The 12,958-nt window shown below is 71.8% G+C and carries 11 protein-coding genes; 6 read left to right on the top strand and 5 right to left on the bottom strand.

Annotated features, from left to right (window positions below):
- Positions 1–18: 18 nt before the first annotated feature.
- From ACFQPS_RS17655 to ACFQPS_RS17645, 3 genes are read left to right on the top strand one after another with little or no spacing between them, the layout of a single operon-like run.
- Positions 19–1,284 carry a hypothetical protein gene (locus ACFQPS_RS17655; protein ID WP_377360535.1) on the top strand — a complete coding sequence of 422 codons (1,266 nt, stop codon included), beginning with the start codon at positions 19–21 and terminating at the stop codon, positions 1,282–1,284.
- 34 nt (positions 1,285–1,318) lie between these two features.
- Positions 1,319–2,314, top strand: a complete 996-nt coding sequence (locus ACFQPS_RS17650) for a glycosyltransferase family 2 protein (RefSeq protein ID WP_377360534.1) — start codon at positions 1,319–1,321, stop codon at positions 2,312–2,314.
- A gap of 9 nt (positions 2,315–2,323) precedes the next feature.
- Positions 2,324–3,271, top strand: a complete 948-nt coding sequence (locus tag ACFQPS_RS17645; protein ID WP_377360533.1) for an NAD-dependent epimerase/dehydratase family protein — start codon at positions 2,324–2,326, stop codon at positions 3,269–3,271.
- On the opposite strand, the gene ACFQPS_RS17640 is transcribed toward ACFQPS_RS17645, so the two are convergent.
- On the bottom strand, positions 3,231–4,001 hold the full coding sequence (locus ACFQPS_RS17640) for a cephalosporin hydroxylase family protein (protein WP_377360532.1): 771 nt from the start codon (positions 3,999–4,001) through the stop codon (positions 3,231–3,233). The genes ACFQPS_RS17645 and ACFQPS_RS17640 overlap by 41 nt on opposite strands.
- A gap of 167 nt (positions 4,002–4,168) precedes the next feature.
- Between ACFQPS_RS17640 and ACFQPS_RS17635 the strand changes: the two genes are divergently transcribed.
- Positions 4,169–5,356, top strand: a complete 1,188-nt coding sequence (locus ACFQPS_RS17635) for a class I SAM-dependent methyltransferase (RefSeq protein WP_377360531.1) — start codon at positions 4,169–4,171, stop codon at positions 5,354–5,356.
- Between the two features lie 21 nt (positions 5,357–5,377).
- Here ACFQPS_RS17635 and rfbC read toward each other — a convergent pair whose 3' ends face one another.
- From rfbC to rfbF, 4 genes are read right to left on the bottom strand one after another with little or no spacing between them, the layout of a single operon-like run.
- Positions 5,378–5,911, bottom strand: a complete 534-nt coding sequence (rfbC, locus tag ACFQPS_RS17630) for a dTDP-4-dehydrorhamnose 3,5-epimerase (protein WP_377360530.1) — start codon at positions 5,909–5,911, stop codon at positions 5,378–5,380.
- Positions 5,911–7,143: a class I SAM-dependent methyltransferase gene (locus ACFQPS_RS17625; RefSeq protein WP_377360529.1), complete on the bottom strand. Its 1,233-nt coding sequence runs from the start codon at positions 7,141–7,143 to the stop codon at positions 5,911–5,913. Before ACFQPS_RS17625 ends, rfbC begins: the two co-directional genes overlap by 1 nt.
- Positions 7,140–8,207 carry a CDP-glucose 4,6-dehydratase gene (rfbG, locus tag ACFQPS_RS17620; protein WP_377360528.1) on the bottom strand — a complete coding sequence of 356 codons (1,068 nt, stop codon included), beginning with the start codon at positions 8,205–8,207 and terminating at the stop codon, positions 7,140–7,142. Before rfbG ends, ACFQPS_RS17625 begins: the two co-directional genes overlap by 4 nt.
- The gene (gene rfbF / locus ACFQPS_RS17615; RefSeq protein WP_377360527.1) at positions 8,204–8,977 is read right to left on the bottom strand and encodes a glucose-1-phosphate cytidylyltransferase; all 774 of its coding nucleotides are present in this window, start codon (positions 8,975–8,977) and stop codon (positions 8,204–8,206) included. The genes rfbG and rfbF overlap by 4 nt, the downstream gene beginning before the upstream one ends.
- Before the next feature lie 223 nt (positions 8,978–9,200).
- Here rfbF and asnB point away from each other — a divergent pair, with 223 nt between their 5' ends.
- Together asnB and ACFQPS_RS17605 are read left to right on the top strand one after the other, a co-directional pair.
- Positions 9,201–11,144, top strand: coding sequence for an asparagine synthase (glutamine-hydrolyzing) (gene asnB / locus ACFQPS_RS17610; protein WP_377360526.1), 1,944 nt, complete (start codon positions 9,201–9,203; stop codon positions 11,142–11,144).
- Positions 11,145–11,394: 250 nt separating this feature from the next.
- Positions 11,395–12,627, top strand: coding sequence for an outer membrane beta-barrel protein (locus tag ACFQPS_RS17605; protein ID WP_377360525.1), 1,233 nt, complete (start codon positions 11,395–11,397; stop codon positions 12,625–12,627).
- The last annotated feature ends 331 nt before the right edge of the window (positions 12,628–12,958 follow it).

Below are 12,958 nucleotides of genomic sequence, written 5' to 3'. Positions count from 1 at the left end.
AGCCCTCCCGGGAACCGCATGTCCGACGTTCTGCTCCGCGCCCTCCGCCTCGTTGATGGCGCGCTCGCCGCCGGCGACACCGAAACCGCCACCGGTGTCGCCCGCTCCCTGAGCGAGGCCGGCGCCCGCGACAGCATGAAGCCGGGGGTCCTGGCCGAACTCATGCTCGCCAACGGCCTCTACCGGGAGGCGGAGCCGATGCTGCGGGCGCTGACGGAGAGCGAGGACGATCCCGCCCCGCCCCTGCTGCTGGGCCACCTGCACGGGCTGCTGGGGCTGGATGCCGAGGCGGCGCGCTTCCACGCCCTGGGCACGGCCCGGGCCGGCGATCAGGTCCGGCGGCAGATCGCGGCCCTGGCGGCCACGGACGGACCGATCCTGGTCGGCCCCTGGATCGGCGATGTCAGCCACGAGATCCTGTACTGGATTCCCTTCCTGCGCCGGATGGCGGACGATTTCGGCCTGCCGGCCGGGCGCTGCATCGCCGTCTGCCGCGGCGGCAGCGGCGGCTGGTACGCGGACCTGTTCGACCGGACCCTCGACCTCGCGGATGTCTACCCGGATGACCGGCTTGGCCCGATGCTGTCCGAACGGGTGGACGTGGCCGGCTATCTGAACCAGTACACCATGGCCGACGTGGACGGGGTGATCCTCCAGGACTGCGCCGACCATCTCGGGTTCATGCAGTGCCATGTGCTGCATCCGGCGATCATGTTCCAGGTGCTGCGGCACTACTGGACCGGCACGGCGCCGCTGGACCACGCGCTCGCCCTGCTGGCGCCCTATCCCGCCGGGTGGCCGGCCGCCGGCGGCGGATGCGCCCCCCTGGCCGATCTGGCGACCCGGTTCGACATCGGGGACAGCTTCGCGCCCAGCGACTTCAACGCCAACTTCACGGCCAGCATCGCCTTCGGGGTGGACGGGCTGACCCTGGTCGATCTGGCGACGCTGGTGCCCGGCGGCGACCAGAGCCTGCCGCTGCCCGCTGACGCGCCGCTGGTGCAGCCGGTTCTGGACGGTGTGCCGCCGGCCCCTCTGGCGGTGCAGACGGCCGCCCTGGCCCAGGCGCGGGCCTTCGCCGGCAGCCTGGGCCCCTACTGCTATCTGGCCCTGGCCATGGGCAAGCCCGCATTTGCGGCGATCGACGCCTATCCGGTGAGCCAAGCGCCGCATGTCCGCCTCGCCGCACGACTGGCGGGGGGGCCCGGTGCTAGGCTGTCCATCATCCACGGCGAAGACTGGGACCGCTGGTCGCAGGCCCTTTCCGCCATCCGGGCCGCCTGACCACCCGTCCCAGCCGGCATGAAGGACCGAAGCCATGCTGGAACACACCTCGATCCTGATTCCGGTGCTTCCGGGGCGAGCCCCCTATCTGGCGCCGGCGTTGCGGCTGTTCGCGGACGAGACACCCGAGGTCCAGATCATCGTCGGCGCGATGGACTCCGCCTACGGGGAGGTCTGCGCCCTGGCGGAGGCTGGCCGGCTCGGCAACCTGCATGTCTGCCAGCATGACAGCAAGGTGGCATACCATCTCCGTCTCAAGGACCTCCGGGCACAGGCGCGGGGCCGCTTCCTCGTGATCCATCCCGACGACGACATCATGGACCCGGTCATGATGGCGGCGTGCGAGGAGTTCCTGCTGGCCAATCCGGACTATTCCGCCGCCATGGGCCGCGCCCTGCGCGTCTCGCGCGGCCGCGATCCGTCGGGCACCGAGGCGTTCCAGGTCAGCGCCTATCCCGTCTGGTCGCACGAACAGGCCACCCCGCGGGAACGCATCCTGCATCTGTTCCAGCACTACCACCACCTCTGGTACTCGCTGCAACGGGCGGACTCGGTCGATCTTCGGCTGCACCACATCGCCCTGTTCGAGGGCGATCCGATGTTCTCGCAGTATCTGGACGCCTGCGTCCCGGTGGCCGTGGGGCGGACGAAGGTGCTGGAGGGCATCGGCTTCATCCGACGGCTGCACGACCAGAACACCGGCACGCGGATGGGGGCGCAGCGCGACCCCAACGTCTTCCCCCACCTCATGTTCAACCCGGCCTTCTCCCAGCGTTACGCCCACTTCCGCAACCTCGTGCTGGATCTCGTCGCCGGCGCCTCGATGGCGGCGAACATCCTGGTCGATCCCGAATCGCTGCGGGAGGAACTGGACCTGCGCTCGCTCCAGCTCCTGCGCTGGGGACTGTTCCTGGAACGGGGCCGGGTCGAGCCGGGGGAGGAACGGTTCCTCGCCAACCTGCGCGATCCGCGGACGGCGGACGGGGCCCGGGCGCAGAAGCTCCTGGCCGCCATGTGGTCGTTGGGCTGACCCGGACCGATGCCCGGACCGGGTGAAGCGACCGTCCTGGTCACAGGCGCCTCTGGCTTCGTCGGCCGTGCCGTCGTCGCCGATCTCGCCCGCGCGGGCGCCCGGGTGCATGCCGTCGTCCGGGCGGACGGTCCCGTGCCCGGCGCCGCCGCGACGCATCCGGCCGACCTGCTGGACCCCGCCGCGCTGCGGGCGCTGGTGCGGGACCTGCGCCCGAGCCATCTGGTCCTGTGCGGCTGGCATGTGGACCCGGCCGACTATCTCGTCTCACCGCTCAACGCGGCCCACCGGGATGCCGCGCGGAGGCTCGCGGCGGACTTCCTCGACGCCGGAGGACACCGCCTCGTCGCCCTCGGCACCTGCCTCGAATACGACCCGCCCCGGGAGGCCGACTGCGACGAGCTGGCAACCCCGGTCCGCGGCACCTCCCCCTATGCCGAGGCGAAGATCGCCCTGCATGGGGACCTGCAAGCCCTGTTCGCCGGGCGCCCGGACGATCTGGTCTGGGGCCGCCTGTTCATCCCGTTCGGGGAGGGGGAGCGTCCGGTCCGCCTCGTCCCGTCCACCATCCTCAGCCTCAGGGCAGGACGGCCGGTCGTCGTGCAGCGGCCGGATCTGGTGCGCGACTTCGTGGATGTCCGCGACGCGGCCGCGATGATCACCGCCCTGCTGGCCGGCCGCGGCGGGGGCCCCGTCAATCTGGGCAGCGGCCGGGGGATCGCGCTGAAGGACCTGGCCCTGGCGATCGGCACCCGGCTGGGCCGCCCGGACCTCGTGAGCTGGCCGGACACGATGCCGCCGGGTGACGCGCCGCGGATCGTCGCCGCCTCCGGACGGCGCGACCGCCTGACCGGCGGCTACGCCGTGACGCCGCTGGCCGACAGTCTGGACCGGGTCGTCGCCTACTGGGCGCAGGTCAGCGCCGCCGGCGCAGCCATCCCCCCGGGAAATAGGTGATGTCCGTGCAGCCGGCGCTCTCGTCGAAGGGGCGCGGCGGCCCCACCTCCTCGAACTCCGGATGGGCGGCCAGGAACTCCACGGCGGCCTGACGGGGGTTGTCCCACTGCCACTCCGGCAGGGTGCGCGGCAGGCCCGCGAGGTCCCCCATGATCCCGTCGGTCACCAGCAGGTAGGACCCGGGGCTGACCAGCCCGGCGTAGGCGGCCAGCTCCGCGGCCACATGCGCCCGGGTGTGGTTGGAATCCAGAATCACCATCACGGTGTCGCCCGGCGCGATCAGGGATGCGACCCGCCCGACCGTCTCCGGCGCCACGGAATCCCCTTCGATCAGGTCGATCATCGGCGCCAGCGGGTGGCTCTCCAGGGCCGCGCGGTTGTGCGGCCGGATCTCGACATCCACGCCGATGACCCGGCGGCCGTGGCCCATCGCCTTCATCAGGCTGGCGTGGAACACCAGCGAGCCGCCATGGGCGACCCCGGTCTCCACGATCACGTCCGGCCGCACGGCATGGATCGCCTCCTGCAACCGGACCAGATCCTCCGGCAACTGGATGATCGGGCGCCCCATCCAGGTGAAGCTGTAGGAGTGCTTCTGCACCCAGCCGACATCCCGCCAGAGCGTCGCCACCCGGGCATAGCCCTCGGCGGAGAACAGGTCGATGCGCCGGGGCTCGCCGCCCTCGGCGATCTCGATGGTCCGGGCATCGGTGTCGATCGTCAGTTTCATGGCCGGAACTCTCCCCCGTCGCGCTTCCCGTTCCGGGCAGTATGTCGCCGGCCCCCGACGGCGTCACCTTTCCTGCGCACGGGCAGCCGCGACGCCCCCTGGCTCCGCCTTGACCCGTCTTCCGGCCCCCCCGTATCGTTCAGGAACACGTCTTGGGGAGATGGCCCGTGGGCTCCGCGCACTGCCCGATCTGCGACTCGGCTTCGGTCCGCGATCTCCATGCCCGGCGGGACTTCCCCGTCTTCCAGAACGTCGCCTATGCGAGCGCGGCGGCGGCCCAGGCGGCGCCGACGGGGCAGCTCAGACTGTTCCGGTGCGACGCCTGCGGCTTCGTCTGGAATGCCGCCTTCGACCCGGCCCTGACGGCCTATGACGGCAGCTACGAGAACTGCCAGACCCATTCCGCCGTGTTCGGCCGGCATGTGGGGGAGGTGATGGCCGCGATCCTGGACCGGCTGCCGCCGGGGGAGCGGCCGGACGTGGTGGAGGTCGGCTGCGGCCAGGGCGATTTCCTGCGCGGCCTGCTGGCGGCGCACGGCGACCGGCTGGGCCGGGCGGCCGGGTTCGATCCGGCCCTGCGCAAGCCGGCCCCGGACGGACGGCCGGTCCTGGCGGCCGGCCTGCTGGACGCCGACGCCCTCGCCGCCACCGGGGTGCGGCCGGGTCTCGTGATCTCCCGCCACACCATCGAGCATGTCCCGGACCCCCGGGCGTTCCTGCGGTCGATCCTGGACGCCGTCCGGACCGTGGACGGCGTCCGGCTGGTGCTCGAAACCCCGGACGTGGACTGGATTCTGCGCAACGGAGCGATCGAGGACCTTTTCTACGAGCATTGCAGCCTGTTCTCGGGCCGCGCGCTGGAGCTGGCGCTCGCCGCCACCGGCTTCGCCGTGGACCGGATCGAGCGGGTCTTCGGCGACCAGTACCTGCTCTGCCACGCCCATGCCCGCCGCGCTGGGGAGGTGCTGCCGGACCCGACGGAAGTCCCCATGGACCCCGCTCCGGCCGGCGCGGCCCTGGCCCGCAGGACGGCGGCCCTGTCCCGTTCGCTGGCGCGGCTGTCGGGGGAGGGGACGGTGGCGCTGTGGGGGGCCGGGGCGAAGGGCTGCACCTTCGCGCTCCTGATGCAGGAGGCCGGCGTCCGCCCGCGGTTCGCCGTGGACATCAACCCGGCCAAGCAGGGCCGCTTCCTGCCGAAATCCGCCCTGCCGATCCTCTCCCCGGCCGACGCCAGGACGGCCGGTGCCGATCATGTGATCGTGCTCAACCCCATGTACCTGGACGAAATCCGGGCGCTCTGCCGACAGATGGGCTGGGCCGTCCCGCTGATCGCGATCGACACCCTGACGGCCTGAGCCGGGATCGTACCCGGCGCCTCAACCGCCGGCGAAGTCCGGATAGGAGATGTCGCGCTCGGAGATCACGCTCACGGGACGCGGCCAGTCGATGGCGAAGGCGGGGTCGTTCCAGCGGTAACCCCGGGCCGCCTCCGGCACGTAGCGCGCGCCCATCAGGTACAGGACCTCTGTCTCATCGGCCAGGGTCTGGAAACCGTGGGCCAGACCGGGCGGGATGTAGAGCGCCCGGCCGTTCGCCGCCGACAGCTCGACCCCGACCCACTGCCTCCAGGTCGGCGACTCCGGGCGGAGATCGACGGCAACGTCGAAGATGGCGCCCCGCGTGCAGCGGATCAGCTTCGGCTCGCCATGGGGCGGAAGCTGGAAATGCAGGCCGCGCACCGTGCCGGCGACCGCGTTGAAGGAGAGGCTGTGCTGCGGGAAATCCGTCGGCAACCCCTGCTCGGCAAAGCTGTCGGCACAGAAGCTCCGGGCGAAATGGCCGCGCCGGTCCCGGACCGGCTCCAGATCCACGACCGTCACGCCCGGGATCGTGGTCCCGGAGAACCGCATCAGAAGACCTCCAGGTGCGGGATGGCCACGACGAAGCGCCCGCCCCAGCCGCGGATGCCGGCCATGGCGCCGGCGATCTCCTCCCGCAGGTTCCACGGCAGGATCAGCAGGTAGTCCGGCCGCTCACGCTCCACGGCCTCCGGCGGCAGGATCGGGATGTGGCTGCCGGGCAGCAGGCGGCCCTGCTTGTGCGGGCTGCGGTCGACGACGAACCGGATGTCATCCGTGCCGATGCCGCAGTAGTTCAGCAGCGTGTTGCCCTTCGCCGCGGCGCCATAGGCGGCCACGGAGCGGCCCTCCCGCCGGGCCCGGGCGAGGAAATCCAACAGGTCGTCGCGGACCTTGCGCACCCGCTCCCCGAAGCCGGCATAGGTTTCCAGCCGGTCCAGCCCGGCCCGGGCCTCCCTGGCCCGGACGGCGTCGAGCCCGGGGCGGGAACCGTGCGGCCCGCCCCGGTGGCCGACAAAGACCCGCAGCGACCCGCCATGGGTCGGCAGCTCCTCCACATCGAAAGCACGCAGCCCGTTCCGCTCCAGGATGCTCTCGACGGCCAGGAGCGAGAGGTAGGAGAAGTGCTCATGGTAGATCGTGTCGAACTGCACCTGCTCGATCAGGTTCAGCAGGTGGGGGAACTCCACGGTCCAGACGCCGGCCGGCTTCAGCAGCGTGGCGATGCCGGCGACGAAGCCGTTGATGTCCGGGACATGCGCCAGCACGTTGTTGGCCGCGATCAGGTCGGCGGTCAGCCCCCGGTCGCGCAGGGCGCCCGCCGTCTCCCGCCCGAAGAAGACCGTCTCCGTCGGCACGCCCTGCGCCCGTGCCACCGCGGCGACGTTGGCGGCGGGTTCGATGCCCAGCACGGGAATGCCGGCGGCCACGAAATGCCGGAGGAGATAGCCGTCGTTGCTGGCGACCTCCACCACCTGGCTGCGTCCGTCCAGCCCGAACCGCTCGATCATGCCGAGCGCATAGCGCCGTGCATGCTCCACCCAGCTCTCCGAGTAGGAGGAGAAGTAGGCATAGTCGGTGAAGATCGCCTCGGCCGGCACCACGTCCTCCACCTGCACCAGGAAGCAGGCGTCGCAGACGCGGGCATGCAGGTCGTAGACGGGCTCCGGCCGTCCGGCCCGGTCCGGGTCCAGATAGCTGTTCGCCAGGGGGGTCTTGCCCAGATCGACGAAGCTGTGCCGCAGCGGGGCACCGCAGGCCCGGCACGACAGGGGGGCGCTCACACCGGCCTCCGGCAATAGTCCGCGATCTGGGCAAGGGTCAGGGCGCGCATGTCGTCGCCCCGGTCGAAGGCGGCATACCACGCAGCCGTCCAGTCCACCGCCTCGGCCATGGACAGGGCCGGGCGCCAGCCCAGCGTCTCCCGGATCAGGCCGGCGTCGATGGTCAGGGTCGGCTTCTCCGGCGGCTGCGGCCCCTCCGGCCGGCACCAGGACAGCGGAGCCCCGGCCCGGTCGGCGAAGCGCCGGGCAAGGTCGAGCACCGACAGTTCCTCGTCCGGCGACGGTCCGATGTTCAGCGCCGTCGGCAGGCGGCCGTGCCGGTCGGCGGCCAGCGCCTCCAGATAGACCAGATACGCCCCGACGGGCTCCAGCACATGCTGCCAGGGGCGCGTTGCCTCGGGATAACGGATCTCGACCGGCCTGCCGGTGCGGCGCGCCCGCCAGAGATCCGGGACGATCCGGTCCTCCGACCAGTCGCCGCCGCCGATCACGTTGCCCGCCCGCGCCGTCGCCAGGGGAACCCCCGCCGGCGCGAAGTAGCTGCTGCGGAAGCTGGCGACGGCCAGCTCGCAGGCAGCCTTGGAGGCGGAGTAGGGGTCGGCGCCGCCGAGCCTGTCATCCTCCCGCAGCGGCCGGCCGCCACCGGGATTGTCGTAGACCTTGTCCGACGTCACCACCAGGACCGCCTCAAGGTCCGGCACCCGCCGCAGCGCCTCCAGCAGGGCGACCGTCCCGCCCAGATTGGTGGCGAAGGTCCCCACCGGGTCCCGGTAGGACCGGCGGACCAGGGCCTGCGCCGCCATGTGCAGCACGATCCGGGGGCGGGCCGCGGCGACCGCCCGCGCCACCGCCTCCGGATCGCGCACATCGACGCAAGGCTCGGGGACGGGGCCGTTCAGAAGGGCGTGGAGCGACGGGGCCGTCTCCGGCGGCAGCGCCAGCCCGGAGACCTCGGCCCCCATGGTCCGCAGCCAGGCCGCGGCCCAGCTCCCCTTGAAGCCGGTGTGGCCGGTCAGCAGGACCCGCTTGCCGCGCCAGAAGGCGGGGGAGGGCAGCGGGCTCATGCCCACACCTTCCAGGGCGGCCGGCCGGACTGCCAGAGGGTGTCGAGCTGCGTCTTGTCGCGCAGCGTGTCCATCGCCTGCCAGAAGCCGTCGTGCCGGTAGGCGGCAAGCTGTCCGTCGGCGGCCAGGGACTGCAACGGCTCCAGCTCCCACGGCGTCCGGTCGCCCTCGATCCGGCCGATCACCGAGGGGTTCAGCACGAAGAAGCCGCCGTTGATGTAGCCGCCATCGCCGGCCGGCTTCTCTACGAACTCGCTCACCAGATCGCCGTCCAGCCGGGTGGCGCCGTAGCGCCCGGGCGGCTTCACGGCGGTGAGCGTCGCCTCCTTGCCGTGCTCGCGGTGGAAGCGGACGAGGGCGCCGATGTCCACGTCCGAGACGCCGTCGCCATAGGTCATGCAGAAGGGCTCGGCCGGGTCGAGATAGGAAGCCACCCGGCGCAGCCGGCCGCCGGTCATCGTCTCCATGCCGGTATCGACCAGCGTCACGCGCCAGGGCTTCACCCGGTCGGCCAGATAGGTGATCTCGCGCCGCCCCAGGTCGATCGTGACGTCCGAATTGTGCAGCACGAAGTTCGCGAAGTACTCCTTGATCAGATAGCCCTTGTACCCCAGGCAGATCACGAAGTCGGCGAAGCCGTGATGGGCGTAGAGGCTCATGATGTGCCAGAGGATCGGCAGTCCGCCGATCTCCACCATCGGCTTCGGCTTCAGGTGGGTTTCCTCCGACAGCCGGGTGCCGAGTCCCCCCGCGAGAATGACGACCTTCATCGGCCCCCCAGACGCGGCCTCTCCGTCCGCCCCGGCCTGCATTCTCCGGCGGGGTCTTCCGGACGGCACTGTACCACGCTTTCGAGGCAGGCATAGCCGCCCCGCTTACCCCCTCCGGCAATGTCACGGCGGGCCGGCGCCTGCGCCTTCGGGGCTTGCCAGGACAGGGGCGGGCTGCCACGGTCGCCGCCGGTCGGGGGGCCTGTCCCGAGGCGGGGTCTGCATGTGTGGCATAGCCGGTGTCTGGAGGTTCGGGGGCGCGTCCGCGGCGGCGCTGGAGGGTGAGGCCGCGGCCATGACCGAACGGCTGCGCCACCGCGGCCCCGACGACGGGGGCGTCTGGGTGGATGCGGCGGCGGGGGTGGCGCTGGGCAACCGGCGGCTCGCCATCGTCGATCTGTCGCCCGGCGGTCACCAGCCCATGCTCTCCGCCGACGGGCGGGTCACCGTCGCCTTCAACGGAGAAATCTACAACCACCCGGCCCTGCGCCGGGAGCTGGAACGGGAAGGGGTGCGCTTCCGCTCCCGCTCCGATACGGAGGTGCTGGTCGAAGCCATCGCCCGCTGGGGCCTGGACACGGCGCTGGAACGCGCCGACGGCATGTTCGGGCTGGCGGTCTGGCAGCCGGAACGCCGGTGCCTGACCCTGGCGCGCGACCGGCTGGGGGAGAAGCCGCTCTACTGGGCGGCGGGGCCGGGGCTGCTGCTGTTCGGGTCCGAGCTGAAGGCCCTGCGCGCCCATCCGGACTTCGCCCGGCTGGCCGGCCCGCTGGATGCGGCGGCGCTGTCGCGCTACCTGCGCCTCTCCTGCATCCCGGCCCCGCTGACCATCCACAGCGGCGTCCGCCAGCTCCGGCCCGGCTGCCTGCTGGAGGTCGGGCCGGACGGAACGCCGGCGGAACGGCGCTACTGGTCGGCAGAGGCCGTGGCCCGCCAGGGTCTGGCCGACCCGCTGCCGACGGACGATCCGGAGGCCGCGACCGACGCGCTGCACCGGGTGCTGGCGGAGTCCGTCGCCGCCCGGATGGAGGCGGACGTGCCGCTGGGCGTCTTCCTCTCCGGCGGGGTGGACAGCAGTCTGGTGGCGGCCCTGATGCGGGAGCATGCCAGCCGGCCGGTGATCAGCTTCAGCATCGGTTTCGCCGAGCGCAGCCACGACGAATCGGTCGCCGCCGCCGCCGTGGCCCGCCACCTGGGCACCGAGCATGTGCCCCTGACCGTGACGGCGCGCGATGCGCTGGACCTCGTGCCGGCCCTGCCGTCGATCTATGACGAGCCGTTCGCGGACAGCTCGCAGCTTCCGACCCTGCTGCTCTCCCGGCTGGCGCGGCGGCAGGTCACGGTGGCGCTGACCGGCGACGGCGGCGACGAGGTCTTCGCCGGCTATGAGCGGCACATCTGGGCCGAGCGGCTGGACCGGCTGCGCGCCCGCCTGCCGGGGCCGGCGGGGCGGCTGGCCGGGGCCGCCCTCCTGGGTCTGCCGCCTGCCGTCTGGGACGGGGTGATCGGCCCCCTGGTCGGGCGCCGGCGGCTGGCGGAGAGGGTGCGCAAGCTGGCCGCGGCGTTACAGGCCGGCACGATGGCGGATCTGCATGACAGCCTGCTGGCACGCTGGCCGGACCCGGCCGCCCTGCTGGCCGCCCCCCCTCCCGCCGCCGCGATCCCCTGGGCCCTACCCGGCGCGCCTGCCGCCGCTCCCGACCTGCCGCCCGTCGCCCGGATGCAGCTCGCGGACGCGCTGGGCTATCTGCCCGACGGCGTGCTGGTGAAGGTGGATCGTGCCAGCATGGCAGCAAGCCTGGAAGCCAGGGCGCCCTTCCTGGCCCCCGCCGTCGTCGCCTTCGGCTGGCGCCTGCCGCCGGCGCTGCGTGTCGCCGGGGCGCAGGGCAAGGTGCTGCCCCGGCGCCTGCTGCGCCGCTATCTGCCGGCCGCCCTGGTGGACGCCCCGAAGTCCGGCTTCACGGTGCCGATCGGGGACTGGCTGCGGGGGCCGCTGCGGGACTGGGCGGAACCGTTGCTCGCGCCGCCCGTGCTGGAGGCGGCGGGCCTGCGCCCGGAGCCGGTCCTGGCCGTCTGGCGGCAGCATCTGGACGGCGCCGCCGGGCATGGCGAGGCGCTCTGGACGGTGCTGACCTATGTCGCCTGGACCCGGGCCGGGTCGGCCTGACCGGCCACCGGGGCGCAGCCTTTCCCGCAGGTTCTTCCGCCAGTACTGGCGGAATGGAAACCGTGCCGGGCGGAGACGAATCGTGTTCCCGCCCGTATTTCCCTGCGCCCGGACCGGGCGTTACCTCTTTCGGCGTAAAAAGGACCCGTCCATATGCCAGCTTGAGCCGCTGGAGCCCGGATGATAGCGAGCCGTTGGACGTCCAGCGGGCGCGAATATTCGCCCTGCCGCACCACGAAGCAGGTCATCCATGCGCAAGAGCGTGCTTTTCCTGACCGCCGCCCTCATCCTGCCGGCCGGCGCCGCCACGGCCCAGACCCCGGGGGACCCGGTCCGCGGCATTCCGGTGCAGAACCGGCCGCGGCCTGATTTCGACCCGGCCGGGCTGCGCGCCGGGAGCTTCCTGGTCTATCCCCAGATCAGCCTCAGCGGCCGCTACGACGACAACATCTTCGCCGACGAGAGCGGCACCGTGGACGATGTCATCTACATCGCCAGCCCGCAGGTGCGTCTCCAGTCGGACTGGAACCGGCACGCTCTGAACCTGCGGGCGGCGGCGGAGATCGGGCGGTACGCCGACAACGGCAGCGAGGATTACGAGGATTACATCGCCGCCCTGGACGGCCGGCTGGACATCCTGCGCGGCACCACCGCGACCGGCCGCGCCAGCTTCGCCCGGCTGCACGAGGACCGCGGCTCCCCCGACGAGGCCGGCGGCCTGGAACCGACCGAATACGACCTGTGGACGGCCTCGGCCACGCTGGACCGCTCGCTGGCCCGGCTCGGCGCCCGGCTCACGGCCGACTACCGCGGGTTTGACTTCAACGATGTCCCGGCCCCCGGCGGGGCCGTCATCGACCAGGACGACCGCGACCGCGACGAATACGGCGTGACCGCCCGGCTCAGCTACGCGACCTCGCCCAATCTCGCCGGCTTCGTCCAGGCCGCCTACAACTGGCGCCGCTACGACCGGGACGTCGGGCGCGATTCGGAAGGCTACCGGCTCACCGGCGGCGTGGCGCTGGATTTCGGCGGCGTCACCAGCGGCGAGGTCTTCGCCGGCTACCGTTCCCAGGACTACGACAACCCGGCCTTCCCGACGGCGGACGGCCTGACCTACGGCGCCAGCCTCGCCTGGAACCCCACGACCCTGACCAGCCTGGAGTTCACCGCCTCCAACACGGTGGAGGAAACGACCTCCGACGCCGCATCCTCCTATGTCGCCACCTTGTTCCGGGTCGATATCGACCACGAACTGCTGCGCAACCTCCTGATCGGAGGATATGCGGGGTATCTGGAGAACGACTACGAGCGTATCGACCGCACGGACGATGTCATCAGCCTGGGCGCCAGCCTGCGGTATCTGGTGAACCGCAATTTTCAGGTGGAAGGTGGCTACGATTACACGAACCGCGACTCAAATCTGCCGGGCATCGATTATGATCGCAACATAGTGTATCTGCGCCTGACAGGCCTGCTCTGACGCGCGCCGCCGACCCCTTTTCTGCCGGACCGCGCAGTCGTCGGGTCAGCACTGCAATCCGGGCGCGAGCCGGATCGACAACGCCCATGCTCCGGTGTTCACAGTCCGGAAAGGGGATGCTATCGTATGCTGCGTTGGCCTGAAGCCGGGGAGCCATCGGGCTTCCGGGTTAGGCTGGACGTGAGGCCCGTGTGACTCACGCCGGGCAGGTCACGAGCCGGACGGGTCACGAACCGGACAGGTCACCGCCGGGCGGGTCACGCACCGGACAGGGCGGCAGTATGATCCGAAGTCCGGGTGAGCGGTCGGAGCTCCGGTAGAGCGGTCGGGA

This window comes from Rhodocista pekingensis (genome assembly GCF_042665545.1).
GTDB lineage: Bacteria > Pseudomonadota > Alphaproteobacteria > Azospirillales > Azospirillaceae > Rhodocista > Rhodocista pekingensis.
Note: the sequence above shows the minus strand (reverse complement) of the source record. Positions and strands in the feature narration are given on the sequence as shown.